Consider the following 22,327-nt stretch of genomic DNA (forward strand, 5'->3'; position numbering starts at 1 on the left):
CGGGGGATGTCTGGACCCTCTTGTGGCGGCATTCCCGCAGCTCAGGCCGCGATCGGTGCCATCGCGGCGCCGGTCAGCAGGGGCAAATCTCCGGGTGCGGTCCGAACGGGACGCTGACAGCCAACCTGCACTCCACCCAGACCCTCCCACCGCCCCGATCCGAAGCCAGAACACGGCCGGTAGTGCCGGGTCAAGGCACGCTTTCCCGCCTTGACGCGGCACTGCCGGCCGTAGTCACAATCCCGGCTTCGGGGTGGTGGGCACCGACCTACTCGTCTACTTGCCGCTGAAGCGACCTGCCACCCGCCCAGGCCAGCTGCACCTTCCGGCACCGGTCGGCAGACCCCCGCTGTCGCCACGACTTTGCCGGAACCCTGCCGGGATGGGCGGGGGAAGTCTGGATCCTCTTCGGGGCGGCATTCCCGCAGATCAGGCCGCGATCGGTGCCACGGCCGCGCCGGTGAGCCGGATCAGCTCGGCCGGGGCCAGCTCCACCTCCAGCCCACGCCGGCCGGCCGAGCAGAACACCGTCTCGAACTTCGAAGCCGACTCGTCGATCACCACCGGCAGGCGGCTCCGGTGGCCCAGCGGCGAGATCCCGCCCAGGACGTACCCCGTCGCCCGCTGGGCTGCCGCCGGGTCGGCCATCTTCGCCTTCTTGCCGCCCGCCGCGGCCGCCAGTGCCTTCAGGTCCAGCTGGCCCGTGACCGGCACCACGCCCACCACCAGGCGGCCGTCCACCTCCGCGACCAGCGTCTTGAACACGCGCGCCCGGTCCAGCCCCAGCGCCTCCACCGCCTCCAGGCCGTACGATTCCGCGCGCGGGTCGTGGTCGTAAGCGTGCAGCGTGTGCGCCACTTTCTGCTTCGACAGCAACGCCGTCGCGGGGGTGCCCTTGCCAGCCATGGCGGAAGTCTAGGGAATGCCCGATCACCCCGATCGGTTGTACGGGACGTGACAACAACGCTCGCCACCACACGCTCTCGCAGCCGCCGCCGTCCCGAGGCACCGGCGACCCGCGGCGTGCCCGGTCCCCGCGTAAACTCGGGTCCGCCGTATGCGCGCACGCGCATCGACGCCGAGCGGGAAGGGAACGGTTTGCCGAGCACGCAGAACTCAGCGCCGGAAGAAGCGACCGAGGCCGAGCGCGCCGAGCGCTTCGAGCGGGACGCGATGCCGCTGCTCGACCAGCTGTACTCGGCCGCGATGCGGATGACCCGCAACCCCGCCGATGCCGAGGACCTGGTCCAGGAGACCTACCTGAAGGCGTACGCGGCCTTCGCGTCCTTCAAGGCCGGCACCAACCTCAAGGCCTGGATGTACCGCATCCTGACCAACACCTACATCAACGGCTACCGCAAGCGCCAGCGGCAGCCGGTGCAGGCGCCCACCGAGGAGATCACCGACTGGCAGATCGCCAAGGCGGAGAGCCACACCTCGAGCGGGCTCCGGTCGGCCGAGGTCGAGGCAATGGACAACCTGCCCGACACCGACGTCAAGGCCGCCCTGCAGAAGCTGCCCGAGGAGTTCCGGCTGGCCGTGTACCTGGCCGACGTCGAGGGCTTCGCGTACAAGGAGATCGCCGAGATCATGGACACGCCCATCGGCACCGTGATGTCCCGCCTGCACCGCGGCCGCGCCCAGCTGCGCGACCTGCTCGCCGACGTGGCGCGGGAGCGCGGTTTCATCCGGGGTGCCCAGGAGGAGGTGGCCGGGCGATGAACGACATGTGCGAAGGCGCGTCCGACAAGGTCCGCTGCGAAGAGGCGCTCGCCGACATCTACCTGCTGCTCGACCGCGAGTGCAGCCCCGAGCGGGACGCCGCGTTGCGCGCCCACATCGAGGACTGCCCGCCGTGCCTCGAGGAGTACGGCATCGACGAGCACATCAAGCAGCTGCTCGCCCGCAAGTGCGGCGGCGACCACGCCCCGGCCGAGCTGAAGAGCCGGCTGCGCGCGTCGATCCGCCAGACCGTCGCCACCCGCGGTGGCGTCACCGTGGAACGCACCGAGATCACCCTCGAGCAGCGCTCCGAATAACGCGCCCGAGCACTACGAAGGCCCCCACACCGCGGTGTGGGGGCCTTCGTCATGCCGAACGCTCAGGCGTTGGGCTTCTTGCCGTGGTTCGCGCCGTTCTTCTTCCGGTCGCGACGCTTGCGGGCGCGCTTCGACATGCTCACTCCTCGTCGTCAAAGCTGGTCAACCTCTCAAGTGTGTCATGACGTCCGGCTCTGGTTGGATGGGGTGCGTGTCCACGCTCGCCGAACTGCTCGCCGACAACACCGGCCTCCCCGGGGAGGCCGCGGACCACCTGCAGACCGTGGTCGCGGAGTGGCAGCTGCTGGCCGACCTGTCGTTCGCGGACTTCCTGCTCTGGGTCCCGGTGAGCGAGGAGCTGCAGCCGGACGGCGGCGACTTCGTCTGCGTCGCGCACGCTCGGCCGACGACGGCGCCCACCGCGCACCCCGAGGACGTCGTCGGCACGCGGTTCACCGTCCAGGAGCACCCGCAGCTGGCGAAGGCCATGCGCGAGGTGCGGATCTGCCGCGAGGAGGACCCGCACTGGTACCGCGACCTGCCGATGCGGCGCGAGGCGATCCCGGTGCGGTTCCACGACGAGGTCATCGCCGTGCTGAGCCGGGAGACGAACCTGGCCGCGCCGCGGGTGCCCTCGCCGTTGGAGATCGCGTACCTGGGCAGCGCCGGCGACCTGTGCCAGATGATCGTGGACGGCACGTTCCCGCCGAACGGGACCAACGCGACCGACACGCACACGTCCCCGCGGGTCGGGGACGGCCTGATCCGCCTCGACTCGAGCGGCACGGTCGTGTTCGCCAGCCCGAACGGGTTGTCCGCGTACCACCGGATGGGGCACGAGTCCGACCTGGTCGGCACGCGGCTGGCGCCGCTGACGCGCTCGCTGATCCGCGACCCGTTCGACGCGACCGAGGTGTCCCACCGGATCATCGAGGCCCTCGACGGGAAGCCGTCGAGCCGCACGGAGGCCGATTCGCGACGCGGCGCCGTGGTGCTGTTCCGTGCGCTGCCGCTGCGGCCGGCCGGCCAGGCGGCGGGCGCGTTGGTGCTCGTCCGCGACGTCACCGAGGTGAAGCGGCGGGACCGGGCGTTGCTGTCGAAGGACGCGACGATCCGTGAGATCCACCACCGGGTGAAGAACAACCTGCAGACGGTGGCCGCGCTGCTGCGGCTGCAGTCGCGCCGGACGTCGTCGGAGGAGGCGCGGCTCGCCCTGGCGGAGTCCGTGCGCCGGGTGACGTCGATCGCGCTGGTGCACGAGGCGCTGTCGATCTCGGTGGACGAGCGCGTCGACCTCGACAAGCTGCTCGACAACGTGCTGCCGATGGTCGGCGAGGTCGCCACGGCGGAGTCGCAGGTCGGGCTGTCGCGGAAGGGCTCGTTCGGGGTGGTGGTCGCGGAGATCGCGACGCCGCTGGTGATGGTGCTGGCCGAGCTGGTGCAGAACGCGATCGAGCACGCCTTCCCGGCGGGCCGGCCGGGCAAGGTCGAGCTGATCGTGGAGCGCTCGGCGCGGTGGCTGGACGTCGTGATCCGCGACAACGGGCGGGGGCTCCCGTCGGGGTTCTCGCTGGAGCGGTCGGACGGGCTGGGGCTGCAGATCGTGCGGACGCTGGTGGAGTCCGAGCTGCGGGGCTCGCTGTCGCTGCGGAAGGTGCGGGCGGAGACGTCGTCGACCCGCGTTTCGGGGACGGAAGCCGCGCTGCGCATCCCGCTGTCCCGCCGCCTCTGACAGCTCCCGTTCAGCGTGATGCCCGTGCAATCACGCTTGATGCCCGCTCAATCACAGGTGCTGCCCGTTTGCGCACGGGTTAGGCCCGGCGGCGCGTCAAGTGCGCACGGATCTCGCGTGCTTGGAGGCGGAACTCGCGTGATTGGGCGCGTGACTCGCGTGATTGGTGGGGCATCTCGCGTGATTGGGGAGGTATCTCGCGTGATTGGAGGGGCGACACGATGAAGGCCCGGCACCAGGTGCGTGGTGCCGGGCCGTTCAGCGCTTCGCGGGAGGACTTGAAGTCCCGGTGAGGTTTCACCGCACCCGTCGCCAGGTGGTTTCGCCTCGGTTGTTAAGCTCAAGCCGGGTAGGTATCACCCCAGACGGCGTGGGCACGACGAATGCCCGCCGGGTGAAATTCCTGTTCGGCTTGGGTGGATCTCGAGAAACTCAGGCGTTGGTACGCGTGCCGATGTGCGTACGGCGGCGCTTGAGAGCGCGTCGCTCGTCCTCGCTCATACCGCCCCACACGCCCGCGTCCTGGCCGCTGGCCAGAGCCCAGGCCAGGCAGTCGGAAGCGGAGGGGCAGCGGTGGCACACGGCCTTCGCCTGAGCAACCTGCGACAGAGCAGGACCGCTGGTTCCCACCGGGAAGAACAGCTCGGGGTCCTCGTCTCGGCAGGCCGCGTCGTGGCGCCAGTCCATGTTCGTGAGCTCCTTCATATGGCGCGGGAGGGCCGCGCCACAGTCGTCAATGGCGGTCGTGTTCTTGGGTGCTTGTGAATGCTTTCACGAAGCACCGCTTTCGACAAGGGTTTCCGCAACATCGGTGAGTCAGGTCACCCGGCCGAGCGACCCCTCTGACCTGCGGTTTCTCTCTGAAACAGCCGCCGGAAGGGAAGGCTGATGCGCTGAGTGGAGCTTCTCCGTCGACGAACGGCATCCTGCACTTATCCGCAGGCGATCAGCGGTCCCGTCGTCACACGATTACCGTGAGTGCATTCGGGACACTGAAGAATTCCACCCGAGTCCGCTGGCCGACGAGGTCGCCGTCCACCTGGAAGTTTACCGGTTCAGCTGCGTCGATGCGGATCATCGGCAGGTCATCGTGACGCACGAGACGCCGGCCGCGCTGGTTGCTCTTCGTAGCCAAAGCTTGGCGTACATGCTTGAACACGGTGGGCAACCCCAGACCGTTCAGCGCGAACAAACCCAATCCCGTCTCGAACGAGCAACCCGGGTTGAGGTGGATGGCGCGCTCGCCCAGGTAGCTCCACGGATCGGTGTTCGACACGAAAGCGGTCAACGCCTCGGCGGGTTCCTCGCCCGGGATGCGGATCGTGAGGGGCGGCCGGCCCAGCGGCGGCCGGAAGTAGGAGCGGATGGCGGCCCGCAGGTAGAGCCCGGCGGTGGTCTGCTTGCCGCGGCGCTTGGCGACCCGGCCGACGACGTCGGCGTCCCAGCCCAGGCCGGCGTTGAAGGTGAACCAGTGGCCGTCGGCCAGGCCGAGCCCGACCCGGCGCGAGCGGTCGTTCTCCAGCGCGTTGAGCAGCTGGTGGGTGGCCTCGAAGGAGTCCGCGGAGATGCCGAGGGCGCGCGCGAAGACGTTGGCCGAGCCGCCGGGCACCACGCCGAGCGCGGGGATCTGGCCGATTTCGGAGGGATCGCCACCACCGCTTCGGGGGGTCCGGGTGGCGGAGCCCCCGGCCCGGGGCGCGGCCCCGGATGGCACGGAATCCGCCAGCAGGCCGTTGACGACCTCGTTGACCGTGCCGTCACCGCCGTGCGCCACCACCAGGTCGATGCCGTCCCGCGCCGCCGAGCGCGCGACGGCCATCGCGTGGCCGCGGTAGTCCGTCTCGACCACGTCCAGCTTGACCTGGCTGGCGAGCGCGTGCGCCAGCACGTCCCGGCCACCCGCGGTGGTCGAGGTGGCCTGGGGGTTCACGACGAGGATTGCGCGCATTACCGCAGAGTAAGTGACTTCCGGCGGCCCGAGAACCTTCCGGCGCCGCATGGTGACGGGCGCAACCCCGGGGAACAGCACCTGCGAGACCCTGTGCCGGGCGGTCCTCCTTCACGTGCGAGTGTCCGCTCGTCGTGACAAGTGCACCCGGGCCGACCGCCCGCTCATCGACGACATCTTGATTTTCGACGCGCGGGCGGCCCCGCGAAAACGGCCGACCGGGTGGCATACGATCGCAGGAGCCTCACGCACGGTGACTCGCCCTGGTCGAGCTCGCTGTGCTCCCGCAAAGGACCCCGCCGAGATCCCCGGAAGGCCGCCGCAGTGAAGCTCTCGCCCGCTCCCCGTGAGGTCCGGCTGGCCGGCGTGGTCACCGCGGTTCCGTCGCTCGCCCTGCTGGTGTTCGGGGCGGTCGTGCTGGTGAACGGCCTGGGCGCGCCCGCGCAGCCGGGCAACAACGTCTTCGTCGAGTCGGGCACGTTCATCGTGGTGGCGCTGGCGTTCCTGGCCGCGTCGGCGGGGCTGGTCCTCGGGCAGACGTGGGCGCGTTCGCCGGGCGTGGTGATCGCGCTGATCGTGATCGGGCTCGGCTGGTACCTCCTCGGCCCGTCCGGCGAGCCGCTGTGGGGCGTCCCGATCGCGCTGCTCGGCATCGTGGCCCTGGTCCTGCTGTTCCGGCGGCCGTCACGGGCCTGGGCACTGGGCCTGCGCGAGGGCGAGACGGAGACGGAGGCGGCCGAACGCGGCGGACTCGCCGGCCGCCGCGCCGAGCGCGAGGGCCACGAAGAGGACTAGGCCTGGGCGGCCAAGGCCGTCAGGGGCCCGTCGGTGAGGCGGTTGACCGTCCACTCGTCCATCGGGACCGCGCCCAGTGCCTTGTAGAACTCCGTCGCGGGGTTCCAGTCCAGCACCGACCACTCGAGCCGCGCGTAGCCGTTCGCGACGCACTCGGCCGCCAAGGCCGCCAGCAGGGCCTTGCCCAGGCCCGAACCGCGCTGGGACTCCCGGACGTACAGGTCCTCCAGGTAGATCCCGTGCACCCCGCGCCAGGTCGAGAAGTTGAGGAACCAGACCGCGAAGCCGACGACCTCGCCGTCCACTTCGGCCACGTGCCCGAACAGCTTCGGCTCCGCGCCGAACAGCGCTTCGTGCAGCTGCGCCGGCGTCAGGTGGCACTCGTCCGGCGCGCGCTCGTAGTCCGCCAGCTCGTGGGCCAGGCCGACGGCCGCTTCGACGTCTTCGGGGCGGATCCGGCGGATGCGGTCGTCGGGCACGTCAGTCCTCCGCGGGCAGCAGGTTGAGGTGTTCGATCTGGGGTTCGCCGCGCTCGTCGCCGAGCACCGCGATGCCGGCCGCGTCGAGTCCGAAGTGGACGCCGGCGGTGGCGGGCAGGCCGAGCCAGCGGGCCACCAGCACGCGGCTGAAGTGCCCGTGTCCCACCAGGATCACGTCGCCGGCCTCGCAGGCCTGCCGGGCGCGCTCCAGCACGCGATCCGCGCGGGCGGAAACCTCCGAAGCGCTTTCGCCGCCGGGGATCGGGTGGGTCCACACCGTCCAGCCCGGCACGGTCTCTCGGATCTTCGGCGTGGTGACGCCCTCGTAGTCGCCGTAGTCCCATTCGGCCAGGTCCTCGGTGACTTCGTCGACGCGCAGCCCGGCCAGCGCGGCCGTGCGCAGGGCCCGGGCGCGCGGGCTTGAGAGCACCAGCGACGGGCCGCCCACCAGGCTGCGGAGGGTGCCGCCCGCGGCGCGCGCCTGGCCTTCGCCCGCCGGCGTCAGCGGGATGTCCGTGCGGCCGGTGTGCCGCCCGTTCAGCGACCATTCGGTCTGCCCGTGCCGGAGGAGGAAGAGACGGTTCGCCACGCGGCCGAACATACCCGGCCGTTTGCGCGGCGGCTGGCCGTCTGCTTAGCTACTGAACAGTAGCTTAGTTCGAGGAGGCGCCCATGCCCGAGACGCCGACGTTCGCGATGTGGCACCGGCTGGCCGGGAAACCGGGCGGAAAACAGCTGTTCAGTGCCGCGATGTGCCTGCGGGTGCCGTACTTCCGCACGGTGCTGCCCTCGGTGCGCGAGCTGCGGCCCGGCCACTGCGAGGTGACCGCGCCGAAGTGGTGGGGTGTCCACAACCACATCGGCACGTTCCACGCCATCGCCGCCTGCAACCTCGCCGAGATCGCGATGGGCATGCTCGCCGAGGCGACCGTCCCCACCACGCACCGCTGGCTGCCGAAGGGCATGAACGTCCAGTACGTCGCCAAGGCCGAGACGGGCCTGCGCGCGGTCGCCGCGCTGCCGGAGCTGCCGGAGTTCGGCGACGACGGCTTCGACCTCGAGGTCCCGGTGACCATTTCGGACCAGCACGGCAAGCCCGTGGTCACCGGGACGATCACCATCTGGGTGACGCCGAAGAAGCGTTAGAGCTGCTTGTACTGCACGTACGTCGTCTGGTGGAACGTGTTCTGCCCAGCCGGTGACGGCAGGCCCAGCTTCCGGTCGACGAGCTTGCCGAGCGGGCCGCAGCCCTGCGTCGCCGGGAGCGCGAGATCCGGGTCGACGACGCCGAAGTGGAAGGTCGGCGGGTTCTTCGACAGCACCGTCGGCGGCAGCGCCGGGTCGTCGTGGACCACCGAGTGCAGCGGCGCGGCCGCCGTTCCGATGCTGCATCCCTGGCGCAGCAGCGGGTGCCGCAGCACCGCGTAGAGGTCCAGCTCGCCGCGGCGTTCGTCGTTGCCCTGGAAGTCCGAGTAGCCGCCGTAGCGCAGCTGGAGCGTCGTGCCGGCCAGGCCGGGCACGCGCACCGGCTCGTGCCGCAGCGCGCCGAACACCTGCGCGTACTGGCCGTTCACGCGGCCTTCGCTGAACGTCAGCCGCATTTCCCCGAGCGGGACCTCCTGGCCGCCGATCGTCAGCTTTCCTTCGGAGACAAAGGCTTCGCAGCGCCACGTGCCCGGGTCGGCGTTCGCGGGCGGTGCCGGGCAGTCGGTGAAGTCGAACGTCGGGAGTTCGTCCGCGGACGCGGTGCCCGGCAGCAGGGCCAGTGCGGCCGCGGCCGCCCCCAGAGCGAGAAGTTTCATGGCGGTGAGCCTGCTCGGTCCGCGCGTCCCGGACATCCGGGATCGTCCCCAGGGAGGCCCCGGGATTCGTCAGGGGCCGAGCCGGGCCAGTGCGTCGACGAAGCCGTCGTCGGTGGCCGCGAAGAATTCGGCGTCCGCGGCTTCGACGTCCTTCAGCGCCTTCGCGACCAGTTCGAGGCCGGCCGGGGTGACTTCCAGGCGCTTCGCGCGGGCGTCGGCCGGGTCGTCGGCGCGGGCGAGCAGGCCGCGGTCGGCGAGCTTGCGGACGACCTGGCTGGTCATCATCGTGTCGGTGCCCGCCTGGTCGGCGAGCTGCCGCTGGGTGGGCGGCTCGCCCGCGCGGGTGAGCCACCACGTCGTCGTCAGCAGCACGAACTGGACGTGCGTGAGGTCGTGCGGGGCCAGTGCGGCCCGCATCGCCCGCTGCCAGGCCAGTGTCACGCGCCACAGCAGGAAGCCGGGGCTGCGCTCGGGGCCGGGCAGGCGGGACTCCGGGGCGGTCATACGCGTGAGCTTGCCTCAGCTTCGGCGAGGCGGGCCAGCGCGCGCATCGCGTCCGGCGTGTCTTCGGTGACCTGCGGGCCGAAGCCCTCGGGGCCGTCGACGGTGACGCGGTAGGTGATCCGCGTGCCGCCGTCGACCTCGGTCAGGACGTGCTCGAACCGCAGGAACGCGTCCGGCAGCCGGGTCTCGTCGGTGAAGCTCCGGCCCTCGGTGACCTCGGTCAGGGTGAACGGGATCGGCGGCATGCCGTCCATCGTCATCGTGCCGCCCGTCCCGACCGCGAAGGGGCCGTCGAGGACCACCGACCGGACGCCGTCGTCCCACTCCGGCCAGCGGCCGGTGTCGGCCCAGAGCGGCCAGATCGCGGTGGCCGGGGCGGTGGCGGTCTCGCTGTGCTCGTACTCGTAAAGTGCCATGCGAGCAGACTATATGCGCGCTTATTAAATGCGCAAGCGGCCCGGAGGCCGGAGTGGTGGTCAGCCGGCCGAGCGCAGCTTGTCGTAGTAGGCGACGCAGTCGGCGTACACCGGGAGCAGGCCCTGTTGCTCGGCCTCGGCCAGGGTCGGCGCGGTGCGGTCCTTGCCGGACAGGACCTGCTCGATGTCCGCGGGCCACGGCAGGTCCAGCGCGGGGTCCAGCGGGGTGATGCCGTGCTCGCCCGCCGGGTTGTACGGCTCGGAGCAGAAGTAGGTCATCACGGTGTCGTCCTCGAGGGCGACGAAGCCGTGGCCGAGGCCTTCGGCGAGGTACATGGCGCGGAACTCGCGCGAGTCGAGCACGACTGCGTCCCACTGGCCGAAGGTCGGCGACCCGACGCGGATGTCGACGACGACGTCGAGCAGCGAGCCGCGCGGGCAGTAGACGTACTTGGCCTGGCCGGGCGGGGTGTCGGCGAAGTGGATGCCGCGGATGGTGCCGCGCCGGGACACGCTGTGGTTCGACTGGCCGAGCCGCAGCGGGTGGCCGACGGCTTCGCGGAAGGCTTCCTCCTGGAAGGGGGCGACGAACAGGCCCCGGTCGTCGGGGAACGCCCGGGGCGAGAACTCGTAGGCGTCCGGGACGCTCAGCCGGCGGAATTGCATGTCATCACCTTATCGGGCGCCAACAAAACCGGACGGACGTCTTGGGAATTGCCGGGAAATTCGGCGCCGGTGTGACATGAACCGCACCGAGGGGTCACCGGCGGCGGGGGACCTGTCACAATGAACGAACCGCCGCGTCCGCGGCCATCGCCAGACCCACGGCACCGATGGCCGACGTGACGCCTCGCCGACAGGCCGGCGCTACCGCGCTGGGCTGCCGTGCCGGGATCCCCCACGGTTTCCCCTGCAAGCCGTGGTCCCAGCCGCATGCCCAGGAGAAATTCCAGTGAGCCAAGTCCGAACCGCGAGTTCCGTCATTCCCACTGGGGGAATGACGGAAACGACGACAGGAAACCCCATGACCGACCCCACCGGCGGTGTTGCGCCGGTCACCGACGAAGAGATCTTCACCGGGCACGAGGGCGGCAAGCTCTCGGTGGCGGCCACCCGCCCGATTTCCAGCCCGCGTGACCTTTCGATCGCGTACACCCCTGGTGTGGCGAAGGTGAGCCGAGCGATCGCCGAGGACGCGGCCAAGGCCAAGCGCTACACGTGGGCGGACAGGCTGGTCGTCGTGGTGAGCGACGGGACGGCGGTGCTCGGCCTCGGCGACATCGGCGCCAGCGCGTCGCTGCCGGTCATGGAGGGCAAGTCGGTGCTCTTCAAGACCTTCGGGGGGCTCGACTCGATCCCGCTCGTGCTGGACACGACCGACGTCGACGAGATCGTCGAGACGCTGGTCCGGCTGCGGCCGTCGTTCGGTGCGGTCAACCTGGAGGACGTCTCCGCGCCGCGGTGCTTCGAGCTGGAGGACAAGCTCAAGGAAGCGCTGGACTGCCCGGTCATGCACGACGACCAGCACGGCACGGCGATCGTGACGCTGGCCGCGCTGCGCGGCGCCAACCTGGTCCTCGACCGGGCGATCGCCGACCAGCGCGTGGTCGTCTCCGGCGCCGGCGCGGCGGGCGTGGCCTGCGCGAAGATCCTCCAGGAGGCCGGCATCGGCGACGTCACGGTGCTCGACTCCCGCGGCATCATCCACGCCGGCCGCGAGGGCTTGAACCCGGTCAAGGAGCGGCTGGCCGCGACGACGAACAAGGCCGGCCTGCGCGGCGGGCTGGCCGAGGCGCTGGAAGGCGCGGACGTGTTCCTGGGCCTGTCGGGCGCGACGATCGACGAGTCGCTGCTGGGCCGCATGGCGGGCGGCGGCATCGTGTTCGCGCTGTCCAACCCGGACCCGGAAGTTCACCCGGAGGTGGCCGCGCGGTACGCGTCGATCGTGGCCACCGGGCGCAGCGACTTCCCGAACCAGATCAACAACGTGCTGGCGTTCCCGGGCGTCTTCCGCGGTGCGCTCGACTCGGGCGCGCGGGCGATCACGGAGAACATGAAGCTGGCGGCGGCCGAGGCGATCGTCTCGGTGGCGATGGACGACCTGGGCCCGGACCGGATCGTCCCGTCGCCGCTCGACCCGCGGGTGGCCCCGGAGGTCGCGGCCGCGGTGGCGAAAGCGGCCGAAGCCGACGGCGTCACCGACTGAGCCCGGTTCGCGAAGGCGGCCCTTCCTGCTGGGAGGGCCGCCTTCGGCGGGTTCAGAGCAGTTCCGCCAGGCGGTGGCGGGGGACGTCGACCAGGCGCAGGTCCACCAGGTCGGCCGGGACGTCGAGGGAGACGTTCGCCAGGCGGGCGTGGGCCCGGGTGAGGACCTCGTCCTGGTGCGCCACCGCCTCCGCGACCACCACCGCGTGCCGGTTGTCCGGCGTGCTCCGCAGGTACCGCAGCGCGTACTTCCCCTGGACGAGTGACGCGAGCGCCTCCTGGGACGTCTGGTCGGCCAGGTCCGGGTGCGCGTTCGGCACGAGCAGGGCCAGGCGCCGGGCGTTCGTGCCCAGCAGCGTCCGCAGCAGCCACGGGCCCGGGTCGGCCGAGAGGTCCATCGCCACCGCGTCCCCCTCGGGGCCGGAGATCGACCAGTCCACCGGCCGCGACTCCAGCGCCAGGCCGCCCGCGCCCGCGATCTCCTTGAGCTTTTCCAGCAGCGCCGGTTTCGTGCCTGCCGCCTCCACCGACTGCGGCCCGTGCGTGTAGATCGCCTTGCCGCTGCGCATCTTCTTGGCTTTCGCCGTCGGCTGGCAGACGTACAGGTCCGCCGCGCTGCCGATCGCCTGCGCGCCGAAGTAGCGGTTGAAGCCCGGCAGGATCGCCTCGAACGTCAGCCCGAGGGTCGCCAGCGACCGCTGCACCTGCGCGCCCAGCGCCGGGTGCCGCGGGCTGTAGCCGTACGCCAGCAGCAGCCGTCCCTCGCTCGGCTCCCGCAGCGCCTGCACCCCGCGCGCCGCGAACAGCCCCATGCCTTCGGGCGTGTACGGCGGATCGCTGAACACGAGGTCGAACCGGCCCGCGAAGGCGGGCGGGAGGCCGACGCGCAGGTCCGTGTGGGCCGTCGCGATCCCGCGTTCGCCGCGGTCGTCCAGGTAGGCGAGCACGCGCTCGTCCAGGTCGACGACGGTCAGCGCCGCCGACGGGCAGACCGCGCGTACCGCCAGGGACGTCAGGTCGTGGTCGCCGAGGAACAGCAGCCGCGCGGAGGTGAGGTCGTACTGGGCGTCCAGCCAGAGCGCGCGGCGCAGCACGGTCTCGGGCGTGGCCTGCACGTGGTCGAGCGCGGCCAGCGGCGAGGGCACCTCGGCCACCCACTCGGCGACCTTCGGCAGCAGCTCGTGCGTCGCGACGGCTTCGTCGAGCGGGTCGGCGAAGCGCGGCGCGCGGTACTGCAGGTACGACGCCGCGACGCCGGGGGCGATGCGCAGGCGGTCGCCACTGCGGTCCAGGTCGTCGCCGAGGGCGGCGAGGACGGCCTCCACGCTGCGCCGGGGCGCCGTGCTCAGCCGCACCAGCTCGCCGAGGTCGTGGTCGCCGGTGCGCAGCAGGTCGAGGACGCGGTACAGCGGGCGGACGCCGACGCCGTGCGCGGCGAGGATGTCGTCGAGGGCCTTCACGGGCCTCAACCCTAGTCACCAGCCCTCGGAACAGCGTGCCAACCACCGCCGTCTCGGCTACGGTCGGTTGCACCGGACATGGGGAGTGGCAGTGACCATCGAATTCCGCGACGTGACCAAGCAGTATCCGGATGGGACGGTCGCCGTCGACAAGCTGAACCTGACGGTCGAGGACGGCACGATCACCGTGTTCGTCGGCCCGTCCGGCTGCGGCAAGACGACGTCGCTGCGGATGATCAACCGGATGGTCGAGCCGACCGGCGGGCAGGTGCTGCTCGACGGCAAGGACGTCGCCGAGGGCGACCCGGCGCTGCTGCGCCGCGGCATCGGCTACGTCATCCAGCACGCCGGTCTCTTTCCACATCGGACGGTGCTGGACAACATCGCGACCGTGCCGCTGCTTTCGGGCTGGGACAAGGCGAAGGCGCGCAAGCGGGCCGCCGAGCTGCTCGAGATCATCGGCCTGCCGGTCGAGCTCGGCAAGCGGTACCCGGCCCAGCTCTCGGGCGGCCAGCAGCAGCGCGTCGGCGTCGCCCGCGCGCTCGCCGCGGACTCGCCGGTGCTGCTGATGGACGAGCCGTTCTCGGCGGTCGACCCGATCGTGCGCGAAGACCTGCAGAACGAGCTGCTGCGGCTGCAGTCCCAGCTGGGCAAGACGATCGTGTTCGTTACGCACGACATCGACGAGGCCGTCCGGCTCGGCGACAAGGTGGCCGTGATGCGCGTCGGCGGCAAGCTCGCCCAGTACGGCACCCCCGCCGACGTGCTCCGGCACCCGGTGGACGACTTCGTGGCGTCGTTCGTCGGCCGGGACCGTGGCTACCGCGGCCTGTCGTTCCTCTCCGCCGAAGGCGTCGAGGTCAAGGAGCTGGAGCTGGTCGAGATCGGGGCCAGTGTCGCGGCGAGCGACGGCTGGCGGCTGGCGGTCAACTCCGAGAAGCAGCCCCGCGGCTGGCTGCCCCCGAACTCCACTGTGGACGGACCACTCGGCGAGGACGACCTCGTCGCCGGCGGTTCGCTCTGGGTGCGGGGGACACCGATCCGGGGTGCGCTGGACGCGGCGCTGTCGTCGCCCGCCAGCCTCGGCGTGGTCGTCGACGAAGAACACCGGGTGCTCGGCGCCGTGGTCGCGCGGCAGGTCCTGGACGTCATCGAGGGCACGCCCCAGGCGTCATGAGCTTCTTCGACGAGCTCGGGCGGTACCTCGGCAGCGCGAACAACCGCGGGCAGATCCTCGGTGACCTGGGGGATCACGTCTACCTCGCGTTGCTCCCGCTGGTGCTCGGCATCGTGCTGGCGATCGCGGCGGGCTGGCTCGGCTACCGCTGGGCACCCGCCCGGCAGGTGCTGATGGTGCTGGCCAACCTGCTCTACACGATCCCGTCGCTCGCGCTGTTCGTCGTCATCCCCGGCCTGATCGGGACGAAGATCCTGGACAGCGCCAACGTCGTCGTCGCGCTGACGATCTACACCACGGCGCTGCTGGTCCGGCCGGTGCTCGACGCGCTCGACGCGGTGCCGCCGCCGGTGATCGCGGCCGCCACCGCCGTCGGGTACAAGCCGGTGCGGCGGTTCTTCGCCGTCGAACTGCCGCTGTCGGTGCCGGTGCTGGCGGCCGGCGTGCGGGTCGCGTCGGTCAGCAACATCAGCCTGGTCAGCGTCGGCGCGCTGATCGGCACCGGCGGCCTCGGCGTGCTGTTCACCGACGGCTTCCAGCGCGAGTACTTCTCGCCGATCGTGGTCGGCATCGTATTGACGCTGGTGCTGGCCCTGGTCGTCGACCTGGTGCTGGTGGGCGCGCGAAACCTGCTGACGCCGTGGACCCGGGTGGGAGCGCCGTGATCACCGATCTCGTCCACTGGTTCGGCGACCCGGCGCACTGGTCCGGGCCGGACGGCGTCCCGCAGCGGCTGCTGGAGCACCTCGGCTACACGGCGTTGTCGCTGGCGATCGCGCTGGTCATCGCGGTGCCGCTGGGGTTGTTCGTCGGCCACACCGGCCGCGGCGGCGTCGCGCTGGTGAGCGCCGGCAACGCCATCCGCGCACTGCCGACGCTGGGGCTCGTGACGTTCCTGTTCCTGCTCTTCACCGAAAGTGTCACCTCGACGATCATCGGGCTCGTCGTGCTGGCCGTGCCGCCGATCCTGGCCGGCACGTACGCCGGGCTGCAGGCGACCGACCACGGCGTGGTCGACGCCGCCGAAGGCGTCGGGATGACCGGCTGGCAGCGGCTGTGGCAGGTCGAGGTGCCGATCTCGCTGCCGCTCGTGCTCGGCGGGATCCGCAACGCCGTGCTCCAGCTGGTGGCGACCGCCGCGGTGGCCGCGTACGTCGGACTCGGTGGCCTGGGCCGGTTCCTGCTCGACGGACTGGCCATTTTGGACTATTCCGAGGTGATCGCGGGCGCGTTGCTGACGACGGTGCTGGCGATCGTCCTGGACCTGCTCTTTTCCCTGCTGAACCGCGCTCTGGTGCCCCGGGGCGTCCGGCTCGCGGCGGCCGCGAAGAAGGTGACGGCGTGAAGCGGCTGGTGCTGCTGGTGGTTCTGGTGCTGGCGGCCGGTTGCGGCAACCCGCTGGCGGGCGGCGGCGAGGGCGGCCCGTCGGGGGACATCATCATCGGGGCGTCCGACGTCGGCGAAAGCCTGCTGCTGGCCCAGATCTACGCCGGTGCGCTGCGGCAGGCCGGTGCTTCGAACGTGACCGTGCGGCCGCCGGTGGGCAGCCGCGAGGTCGTCGTCAAGGCCCTGCAGGACAAGTCGCTGTCGGTCGTGCCGGACTACAGCGGGAACCTGTTGCGCTACTTCGACAAGGACACCACCGCGACGACGTCCCAGGACGTCTACGCGCAGCTGCGGCAGAAGCTCCCGGCAGGCTTCGAGGTACTGGACCAGGCGCCCGCCGAGGACAAGGACCTGCTCGTGGTCGGGCCGCAGCTGGCGTCTTCGGGTGTCAAGACGTTCTCCGACCTGGGAAAGCGCTGCGGTGAGCTGGTGTTCGGCGGGCCGGGCCAGTGGAGCAGCCGCTGGAAGGACAAGATCAAGTCGTTGTACGGCTGCGAGTTCAAGGAGATCCGCACGACCGACACCGGCGGCCCGGTGACGGTGGCGGCGCTGAAGTCCGGCGACGTCCAGGTGGCCGACCTGTTCAGCACGTCCTCGACGATCGCGGCGAACGGGTTCGTGCCGCTGGTCGACGACAAGAACATGTTCCCGGCGCAGAACATCGTGCCCTTGGTGGCCCGGGGAACGCTTTCGCCGGCGGAAGTGGCGGCGCTGAACCGGGTTTCGGCGGCGCTGACGACCGAAGAGCTCACGCGGTTGAACGTCCAGTTCACCGAGGAGAAGCGGAACCCGCTGGACATCGCGGAGGAGTTCCTCGCTCGGGCCTAGCGGACGTGCTCGCCGCGCTGGCGGAAGGCGGTGAGGAGCTTGCCCAGCGCGCTGGCGGCCGTGGCGGAGGTGTAGGGGCCAAGGGCCACGAGGGACGCAACGAGGGCGGCGACCTCGCCCGGGCTGAAGCTCACCGGTGGCACGACGGACGGCATCGTGAGCCGGTAGCCGCCGCCCGCGCCGCGCTTGACCTCGACCGGGACGCCGGCCGTGCGCAGCCGTGTGATGTCGCGTTCGACGGTCCGCACGGTCGTCCCGGTGCGCTCGGCCAGCACCCGGCCGCTGACGAACCGGGGTGTCCGCGCGCGCATCTCCTCGATCAGGGCGTGTTGCCGTTCGACCAGGGGCACGGCTTGGTGCAGCTGGGTCATCCCCGGGTAGCGGCCGGAGCCGACGAGCCGATCCATCCGTGGTCTCCTCAACCGACATCGCCTTGTCGGGAATCGGATCCTACGGTGCTCCCATGGTCATCGTTCGTCCTGCTTCGCACTTCGAAGACGTCGCCTCGATCCTCAACCCGAGCGGGAACGAGCGTGCCTGCTGGTGCCTCGCTTACCGCGTCACGTCGGCCGAGTACAGCGCGCTGCGCGGTGAAGCGCGGGCCGAACGGCTCCGCGGTCTGTGCACGGGCCAGTCCGCGCCGGGCGTGCTCGCCTACGACGGGGCCACGCCGGTCGGCTGGTGCGGGGTGTCGCCGCGGTCGAGCATGGAGCGGTTGAAGCGCTCCCGGACGATTCCGCCGCTCGACGACCTGGCGGTGTGGAGCGTGGTCTGTTTCGTGGTGCGCTCGTCGCACCGGGGCAAGGGGGTGTCGGCGGCGCTGCTGGCCGGGGCGGTCGACTACGCGCGTTCGTGCGGCGCCCCGGCGGTGGAGGGCTACCCGGTCGATCCGGAGGGCGCGCGCATCAGCTCGAGCGCGGCCCACGTCGGTACGACGTCCCTGTTCGAGGCGGCGGGGTTCGAACGGATCCGGCCGACCGGGGCGCGGGCCGATCGCCGGGTCCGCTGGCTGATGCGGCTGGATCTCCGCTGACCAGGGGATTGGCGTGGTTCATGGACAGAGAGCGCTAGCCCTGGGTGCCTGTGCGTCCGTCGGGCGCGTCCAGCAGGGCGCACACCCGGCGCAGCGTGGTGGTCCACGGCCGCGCGGTGACGACCGGGATCCCGAGTTCGGCGGCCCGCGCGGCCAGCCGGTCGCCGTAGCGGGCGCTGACCTGTGCCCGGCTGCGCTGTTCGCCCTCGGCCGGTTCCCGCTGCAGGTAGTTGGCCACCAGCCGGCCGGGGTCGGGCTCGTGCAGGAACACCGCGCGGACCCGGCCGCCTGCCGCCTGGCCGGCGAACGAGTCCTGCGCAGCGAGCGCGGGCAGCAGGTAGTCGCCCTCGATGACGACCGGGGTGTCGGTCTCCAGGTGGTTGCCGATCACCGCTTCCAGCGCCGGCTGCAGCGCCTCGGCCACCGCTATCTGCAGCTCCACCACCTCCGATACCGGCAGGCGGCCGGCGTCCGGGTGGGTGTCCCAGTAGTGCAACAGCGGTTGCCCGGCCGGGGTGGTCATCCGCTGCACGGCGAGGACGAGGTCGTCCACCTCGACGATCGGCACCTCGTACCGCCGGGCCAGCGGGTAGCTGACCTGGCTCTTGCCGGTGCCGGACGCCCCGCCCAGCAGCAGCACCCGCCAGTCACGCTCGTTCACCGCCCGTACCTTGCCAGGGGTCTCCGGCGCTCAGCCCTGCCGGGTGGGCCGGATGGTGAGGTCGCCGATCTCGACGTCGTCCGGCTGCTCGATGGCGAACGCGATCGCCCGCGCGACCGCGTCGGGGCTGATGCCGAGCGCGGCCATCGCCTGCTGGACCTGCTCGCGCTGCGCGGGGTCCTGGACGTAGTCGACCAGCTCGGTGCGCACGTACCCCGGCGAGATGGACGTCGTGCGCAGGACGCCGTCGGTCGACTCCTGCCGCAGCGCCTCCAGCAGCGTGCGCACGGCGTTCTTGGTGCCGGCGTAGACGGCCTGGGCCGGGACGATCTTCAGCCCGGACGTCGAGACGGTCGTGACGAAGTGCCCGCGGCCCTGCGTGCGGAACACCGGCAACGCGGCGGCGATCCCGTGCAGCACGCCGCGGAGGTTGACGTCGATCATCGCGTCCCAGTCGTCGACGTCGAGGGCGCTCACCGGCGCGATCCGGGCCACGCCGGCGTTGGCCACCAGGACGTCGAGACGGCCGAAGCGCTCGACGGCGAGGGCGACGAGCCGCTCGAGGTCGGCCCGGCGGGTCACGTCGACGTCCAGCAGCTCCGCGCGCCCGCCGTCGTCCCGGATCTTCCGCGCGAGCACTTCGAGCCGGTCGGTGCGCCGGGCACCCAGCACGACGGCCGCGCCGCGGCTCGCCAGCTCCACAGCCGTCGCCTCGCCGATCCCGCTGCTCGCGCCCGTGATGGCGACGACCTTGTCCAGTCCGTTCGACATGACACCTCCCGCTAAACTGACAACTGTCCGCTTAAGCCTACCGGACAGTTGTCCACTTATGCGAGGAGCTGGTCGTGCCGCGTTCGGACGCCGTCGCCAACCGAGAGCTGATCGTCGAGGCCGCACGGGCGGAGCTGAGCGAATCCAACGGCGCGGCCGGCGAGCTGAAGCTGCACCGGGTGGCCAAGGCCGCGGGCGTCGGGCAGGGCACGCTCTACCGGCACTTCCCGACGCGCGAGCACCTGCTGGCGGAGGTGTACCGGGCCGAGCTGACCCAGCTCGTCGACACGGTGGCGCCGCTGCTGGCGGAGCACTCCCCGCTGGCCGCGCTGTCCCGCTGGCTGGACAGGCTGGTCGAGTACGCCCGCGTCAAGCGCGGCGTGATGGCGGCGATCGAGGTGCCGGCGTGGCAGGACCTCTACGCCGGCCAGCACCACCGGCTCGACGAAGCGCTCGAAACGCTGCTGAACCGGGGGCAGGCCGCGGGGGAGATCCGCGCGGGCGTCGACGCCGCCGACGTCATCCTGCTGCTCGGGGCGTTGTCCCGGATTCCGGAAGCGGACTGGGATGCACGCGCGCCCCGGATCGTCGCGGTGATCGTCGACGGCCTGCGCGCATAGCGGCCGGCCCGGAAACCCGATTGCCGTCCGCCGCCGCCACGGGCAAGGTGGCGATCATGCTGATCCGCCGCGAAACGCCTGCCGATCAGGCGGCCATCCACGCCGTCCACCGCGAAGCGTTCCGGCGCGAGGAAGGCGTCACCCCGATCGAAGCGCCCCTCGTCGACGAACTCCGCGCCGAAGGCGACCTCCTCAACCCGCTCTCCCTCGTGGCCGTCCGCGGTGACACCGTCGTCGGGCACGTCTGCTGCAGCCGAGCGAGCCTCGGCGAGAACACCGGAACCGCCGTCGGCCTCGGCCCCCTCGGCGTGCTGCCGGAACACCAGGCCGGCGGCGTCGGCTCCGCGCTGGTGCACGCCGTCGTCGGCGCGGCGGACGCACTCGGGTACAGCCTGGTCGTCCTGCTCGGGAACCCGGACTACTACTCGCGGTTCGGGTTCGTCACGGCGTCGGACCTGGCCATCACCGCCCCGGACCCGCGGTGGGGCCGGCACTTCCAGGCGCGGACGCTGGCCGCCTACGCACCCACCCACGCGGGCGCCTTCGAGTACGCGCCCGCGTTCTCCCGGATCTGAACAGGAGCCGCGCATGTACGCACCCACCAGGTCGGTCGGCGTCCGGATCAACCGCGAGCAGCCGCCCGCTAAGCTGCGCGACCTCGCGCGCCAGGCCGAGGACGCCGGTCTCGAGGAGCTCTGGCTGGTCGAAGACTGCTTCTGGGCGGCCGGCGTCGCCACGGTCGCGACGGCGCTCGCGGTGACGTCGACGATCAAGGTGGGTATCGGCGTGCTGCCGGCCGTGGCGCGCAACCCGGCGATCGCGGCGATGGAGATCGCGGCGCTGGCCGAGCTGCACCCGGCCCGGCTGATCGCCGGGTTCGGCCACGGCGTCGCGTCGTGGATGCGGCAGATCGGCGCGTATCCGGCGTCCCCGCTGGCCGCGCTGGAGGAGACGCTGCTGGTGGTCCGGCGGCTGCTGGCGGGCGAGCGCGTCTCGATGGACGGCCGGCACGTCCACCTGGACGAGGTCGAGCTGGTGTTCCCGCCGTCGTCGCCGCCCCCGCTGGTGGCGGGCGTGCGCCGCCCGAAGTCGCTGGCGGTGGCGGGGGCGGCGGCGGACGGCACGATCCTGGCCGAGCCCGCCCCGCCGGAGTACGTCCGGACGGCGCTGGAGGGCATCGCTCCGGGCCGCGCGGCGGCCGGTGCGCCGGCCCACCACGCCGTGGTGACGTACAACTGGCTGGCCCTCGGCGATCGCGAGCGGGCGCGGATGACGGTGGCGGAGTCCTTGACGCCCGGCTCGCGGGTCCAGGTGGAGGGCCTGCCGTTCGCCGGCGAGCTGCTGGCGCTGCTGGACTCGGCGTCCACAGTGGACGAGGTGGCGGCCGGCCTGCGTCCGGAGTGGATCGACCGCCTGGCGATCTGCGGCGAGCTCGACGACTGCGCGGCGTCGGTCCGGGCGCTGCACGAGGCGGGCAGCGGCTCAGTGGTCCTGCTGCCGCTGCCGGGGGAGCCCCCGGAGAAGGCCATCGAGGACGCCGCCCACGTGGCGGCGGCCGTCCGCGGCTGACGTCCCGGAAATGAGTTCGTGCGGGACGGCGGCGGGATCTTCCTCGGCCTCAAGCCGGCCGCCGGCCGCTGAGGCGGGTCCGCACCCCCCCGGCCACCGGAACGGCTGACGATTTCGGGTGAACGGCCTGCTCGGCCCGCGCGAATGGCCTAGTGTCCGGTTCGTGCAGCAAGGACCTCAATACCCGTATCCGCAGTACCAGCCGCCGCCGCAGTACCCCGGGTACCCGCCGCCGAAGTCCGGTGGGAAGACCGCCCTCGTCGTCGTTCTCGTCGTGGCCGGGGTGCTCCTGCTCGCCGGGGTCGGGGTCGGGGCGTTCTTCCTGCTGACCTCCGACGACAAGCGTTCCTCGGCCGCGCCTTCCTCGACTGCTCCCGCCGGTGAAGCCGACAAGTACTCCTCGCTGCCGCGGTGCAGTGAGGTCGGGAGCCGGATGAACAACCTGCCGCCGTTGGACAAGGACGGCCCGGCCGAGCCGGCCAGCACCTCGGACGACAAGATCCAGCTCTCCCAGCTGAGCTGCTCGTGGATGAAGCCCGGCTCGTCGTCCGGCTCGCTGTCGATGTTCCTCGCGAAGTCGAACCAGCCCGGCTCGGGCGACGGCCCCGGCTACGCGAAGGCGGGCTTCGAGAACGCGGTCGACGCGGGCGCCAAGCCGATCACCGAGACCATCGGCAAGGCCACCAAGGCCGCCGACGTCGACTACGACCAGAGCGGCACCATGCAGTGCGGCGTGCGGTTCTACCAGGGCAACGTCGACGCCACCGTGGTCGTCACCGCCGCCGATCCGTCCGACCGCAACATCGAACGCTGCCGCCGGAACGCGCACAGCCTGGCCAAGGCCGCTTCCGAGTCCCTGCAGTAAAAGAACGGCCTCCCCGCGGCGAACCGTGGGGAGGCCG

At 71.5% G+C, this 22,327-nt stretch carries 29 protein-coding genes; 15 read left to right on the plus strand and 14 right to left on the minus strand.

Annotated features, from left to right (window positions below):
• Positions 1-429: 429 nt before the first annotated feature.
• On the minus strand, positions 430-906 hold the full coding sequence (gene ybaK / locus ACWEGE_RS09045; RefSeq protein WP_449659903.1) for a Cys-tRNA(Pro) deacylase: 477 nt from the start codon (positions 904-906) through the stop codon (positions 430-432).
• 192 nt (positions 907-1,098) lie between these two features.
• On the opposite strand from ybaK, the gene ACWEGE_RS09050 reads away from it, so the two are divergent.
• Both ACWEGE_RS09050 and rsrA read left to right on the plus strand, forming a co-directional pair.
• Positions 1,099-1,722, plus strand: a complete 624-nt coding sequence (locus tag ACWEGE_RS09050; RefSeq protein WP_364275426.1) for a sigma-70 family RNA polymerase sigma factor — start codon at positions 1,099-1,101, stop codon at positions 1,720-1,722.
• On the plus strand, positions 1,719-2,039 hold the full coding sequence (gene rsrA, locus ACWEGE_RS09055; RefSeq protein ID WP_003059781.1) for a mycothiol system anti-sigma-R factor: 321 nt from the start codon (positions 1,719-1,721) through the stop codon (positions 2,037-2,039). The genes ACWEGE_RS09050 and rsrA overlap by 4 nt, the downstream gene beginning before the upstream one ends.
• Positions 2,040-2,101: 62 nt before the next feature.
• Here rsrA and ACWEGE_RS09060 read toward each other — a convergent pair whose 3' ends face one another.
• A complete protein-coding gene (locus ACWEGE_RS09060) occupies positions 2,102-2,176 on the minus strand; it encodes a 50S ribosomal protein bL37 (RefSeq protein WP_098515123.1) in 75 nt (24 codons plus the stop codon).
• 74 nt (positions 2,177-2,250) lie between these two features.
• On the opposite strand from ACWEGE_RS09060, the gene ACWEGE_RS09065 reads away from it, so the two are divergent.
• On the plus strand, positions 2,251-3,771 hold the full coding sequence (locus ACWEGE_RS09065; protein WP_449659904.1) for a sensor histidine kinase: 1,521 nt from the start codon (positions 2,251-2,253) through the stop codon (positions 3,769-3,771).
• A 432-nt stretch (positions 3,772-4,203) separates the two neighbouring features.
• On the opposite strand, the gene ACWEGE_RS09070 is transcribed toward ACWEGE_RS09065, so the two are convergent.
• On the minus strand, positions 4,204-4,458 hold the full coding sequence (locus ACWEGE_RS09070; RefSeq protein ID WP_043777259.1) for a WhiB family transcriptional regulator: 255 nt from the start codon (positions 4,456-4,458) through the stop codon (positions 4,204-4,206).
• Positions 4,459-4,732: 274 nt separating this feature from the next.
• On the minus strand, positions 4,733-5,719 hold the full coding sequence (locus ACWEGE_RS09075; protein WP_449660265.1) for a diacylglycerol/lipid kinase family protein: 987 nt from the start codon (positions 5,717-5,719) through the stop codon (positions 4,733-4,735).
• 324 nt (positions 5,720-6,043) lie between these two features.
• Between ACWEGE_RS09075 and ACWEGE_RS09080 the strand changes: the two genes are divergently transcribed.
• Positions 6,044-6,514: a hypothetical protein gene (locus ACWEGE_RS09080; protein WP_449659905.1), complete on the plus strand. Its 471-nt coding sequence runs from the start codon at positions 6,044-6,046 to the stop codon at positions 6,512-6,514.
• On the opposite strand, the gene ACWEGE_RS09085 is transcribed toward ACWEGE_RS09080, so the two are convergent.
• The gene (locus tag ACWEGE_RS09085; protein ID WP_449659906.1) at positions 6,511-6,993 is read right to left on the minus strand and encodes an N-acetyltransferase family protein; all 483 of its coding nucleotides are present in this window, start codon (positions 6,991-6,993) and stop codon (positions 6,511-6,513) included. The genes ACWEGE_RS09080 and ACWEGE_RS09085 overlap by 4 nt on opposite strands.
• 1 nt (position 6,994) lies before the next feature.
• Positions 6,995-7,582 (minus strand): acid phosphatase, encoded by a 588-nt coding sequence (locus ACWEGE_RS09090; RefSeq protein ID WP_449659907.1) that lies wholly within the window; start codon positions 7,580-7,582, stop codon positions 6,995-6,997.
• Positions 7,583-7,665: 83 nt separating this feature from the next.
• Here ACWEGE_RS09090 and ACWEGE_RS09095 point away from each other — a divergent pair, with 83 nt between their 5' ends.
• Complete coding sequence (locus ACWEGE_RS09095) at positions 7,666-8,139, plus strand: hotdog fold domain-containing protein (RefSeq protein ID WP_449659908.1); 474 nt, start codon at positions 7,666-7,668, stop codon at positions 8,137-8,139.
• Here the strand turns inward: ACWEGE_RS09095 and ACWEGE_RS09100 are convergent.
• The 4 genes from ACWEGE_RS09100 to rfbC all read right to left on the minus strand — a co-directional run bounded on the left by ACWEGE_RS09100 (position 8,136) and on the right by rfbC (position 10,381).
• Positions 8,136-8,795 (minus strand): hypothetical protein, encoded by a 660-nt coding sequence (locus ACWEGE_RS09100; RefSeq protein ID WP_449659909.1) that lies wholly within the window; start codon positions 8,793-8,795, stop codon positions 8,136-8,138. The two genes, ACWEGE_RS09095 and ACWEGE_RS09100, sit on opposite strands and share 4 nt — an antisense overlap.
• Before the next feature lie 69 nt (positions 8,796-8,864).
• Complete coding sequence (locus ACWEGE_RS09105) at positions 8,865-9,299, minus strand: MarR family winged helix-turn-helix transcriptional regulator (protein WP_449659910.1); 435 nt, start codon at positions 9,297-9,299, stop codon at positions 8,865-8,867.
• A complete protein-coding gene (locus ACWEGE_RS09110; protein ID WP_449659911.1) occupies positions 9,296-9,715 on the minus strand; it encodes an SRPBCC family protein in 420 nt (139 codons plus the stop codon). Before ACWEGE_RS09110 ends, ACWEGE_RS09105 begins: the two co-directional genes overlap by 4 nt.
• A 60-nt stretch (positions 9,716-9,775) precedes the next feature.
• Entirely contained in the window at positions 9,776-10,381 is a 606-nt protein-coding gene (rfbC, locus tag ACWEGE_RS09115; protein WP_449659912.1) for a dTDP-4-dehydrorhamnose 3,5-epimerase, read from the minus strand.
• Positions 10,382-10,739: 358 nt separating this feature from the next.
• Between rfbC and ACWEGE_RS09120 the strand changes: the two genes are divergently transcribed.
• A complete protein-coding gene (locus ACWEGE_RS09120) occupies positions 10,740-11,921 on the plus strand; it encodes an NAD(P)-dependent malic enzyme (protein ID WP_449659913.1) in 1,182 nt (393 codons plus the stop codon).
• Positions 11,922-11,973: 52 nt separating this feature from the next.
• On the opposite strand, the gene ACWEGE_RS09125 is transcribed toward ACWEGE_RS09120, so the two are convergent.
• The gene (locus tag ACWEGE_RS09125) at positions 11,974-13,380 is read right to left on the minus strand and encodes a bis-aminopropyl spermidine synthase family protein (protein ID WP_449659914.1); all 1,407 of its coding nucleotides are present in this window, start codon (positions 13,378-13,380) and stop codon (positions 11,974-11,976) included.
• 91 nt (positions 13,381-13,471) lie between these two features.
• Between ACWEGE_RS09125 and ACWEGE_RS09130 the strand changes: the two genes are divergently transcribed.
• The 4 genes from ACWEGE_RS09130 to ACWEGE_RS09145 are packed head-to-tail and all read left to right on the plus strand — an operon-like array spanning position 13,472 to position 16,771.
• Positions 13,472-14,557 (plus strand): ABC transporter ATP-binding protein, encoded by a 1,086-nt coding sequence (locus ACWEGE_RS09130; protein ID WP_449659915.1) that lies wholly within the window; start codon positions 13,472-13,474, stop codon positions 14,555-14,557.
• Positions 14,554-15,222, plus strand: a complete 669-nt coding sequence (locus tag ACWEGE_RS09135; protein WP_449659916.1) for an ABC transporter permease — start codon at positions 14,554-14,556, stop codon at positions 15,220-15,222. Before ACWEGE_RS09130 ends, ACWEGE_RS09135 begins: the two co-directional genes overlap by 4 nt.
• Positions 15,219-15,902, plus strand: a complete 684-nt coding sequence (locus ACWEGE_RS09140) for an ABC transporter permease (RefSeq protein ID WP_449659917.1) — start codon at positions 15,219-15,221, stop codon at positions 15,900-15,902. The genes ACWEGE_RS09135 and ACWEGE_RS09140 overlap by 4 nt, the downstream gene beginning before the upstream one ends.
• Positions 15,899-16,771, plus strand: a complete 873-nt coding sequence (locus ACWEGE_RS09145; protein WP_449659918.1) for an ABC transporter substrate-binding protein — start codon at positions 15,899-15,901, stop codon at positions 16,769-16,771. Before ACWEGE_RS09140 ends, ACWEGE_RS09145 begins: the two co-directional genes overlap by 4 nt.
• Here the strand turns inward: ACWEGE_RS09145 and ACWEGE_RS09150 are convergent.
• Entirely contained in the window at positions 16,768-17,178 is a 411-nt protein-coding gene (locus tag ACWEGE_RS09150) for a helix-turn-helix transcriptional regulator (protein WP_176175046.1), read from the minus strand. The genes ACWEGE_RS09145 and ACWEGE_RS09150 overlap by 4 nt on opposite strands.
• A 56-nt stretch (positions 17,179-17,234) precedes the next feature.
• Here ACWEGE_RS09150 and ACWEGE_RS09155 point away from each other — a divergent pair, with 56 nt between their 5' ends.
• Positions 17,235-17,804, plus strand: coding sequence for an N-acetyltransferase family protein (locus ACWEGE_RS09155; protein WP_449659919.1), 570 nt, complete (start codon positions 17,235-17,237; stop codon positions 17,802-17,804).
• 34 nt (positions 17,805-17,838) lie between these two features.
• Here ACWEGE_RS09155 and ACWEGE_RS09160 read toward each other — a convergent pair whose 3' ends face one another.
• Positions 17,839-18,465: a hypothetical protein gene (locus ACWEGE_RS09160; protein WP_449659920.1), complete on the minus strand. Its 627-nt coding sequence runs from the start codon at positions 18,463-18,465 to the stop codon at positions 17,839-17,841.
• 30 nt (positions 18,466-18,495) lie between these two features.
• Positions 18,496-19,236, minus strand: coding sequence for an SDR family oxidoreductase (locus tag ACWEGE_RS09165; RefSeq protein ID WP_449659921.1), 741 nt, complete (start codon positions 19,234-19,236; stop codon positions 18,496-18,498).
• A gap of 74 nt (positions 19,237-19,310) precedes the next feature.
• On the opposite strand from ACWEGE_RS09165, the gene ACWEGE_RS09170 reads away from it, so the two are divergent.
• From ACWEGE_RS09170 to ACWEGE_RS09185, 4 genes are all read left to right on the plus strand, one after another.
• Positions 19,311-19,856: a TetR/AcrR family transcriptional regulator gene (locus ACWEGE_RS09170; RefSeq protein WP_449659922.1), complete on the plus strand. Its 546-nt coding sequence runs from the start codon at positions 19,311-19,313 to the stop codon at positions 19,854-19,856.
• Between the two features lie 56 nt (positions 19,857-19,912).
• Positions 19,913-20,431, plus strand: coding sequence for a GNAT family N-acetyltransferase (locus ACWEGE_RS09175; RefSeq protein WP_449659923.1), 519 nt, complete (start codon positions 19,913-19,915; stop codon positions 20,429-20,431).
• Between the two features lie 13 nt (positions 20,432-20,444).
• Positions 20,445-21,425: an LLM class flavin-dependent oxidoreductase gene (locus tag ACWEGE_RS09180; protein WP_449659924.1), complete on the plus strand. Its 981-nt coding sequence runs from the start codon at positions 20,445-20,447 to the stop codon at positions 21,423-21,425.
• Between the two features lie 163 nt (positions 21,426-21,588).
• Positions 21,589-22,290 (plus strand): hypothetical protein, encoded by a 702-nt coding sequence (locus ACWEGE_RS09185; protein WP_449659925.1) that lies wholly within the window; start codon positions 21,589-21,591, stop codon positions 22,288-22,290.
• Positions 22,291-22,327: the final 37 nt, after the last annotated feature.

The sequence above is a fragment of the Amycolatopsis sp. NPDC004747 genome (assembly GCF_053601335.1).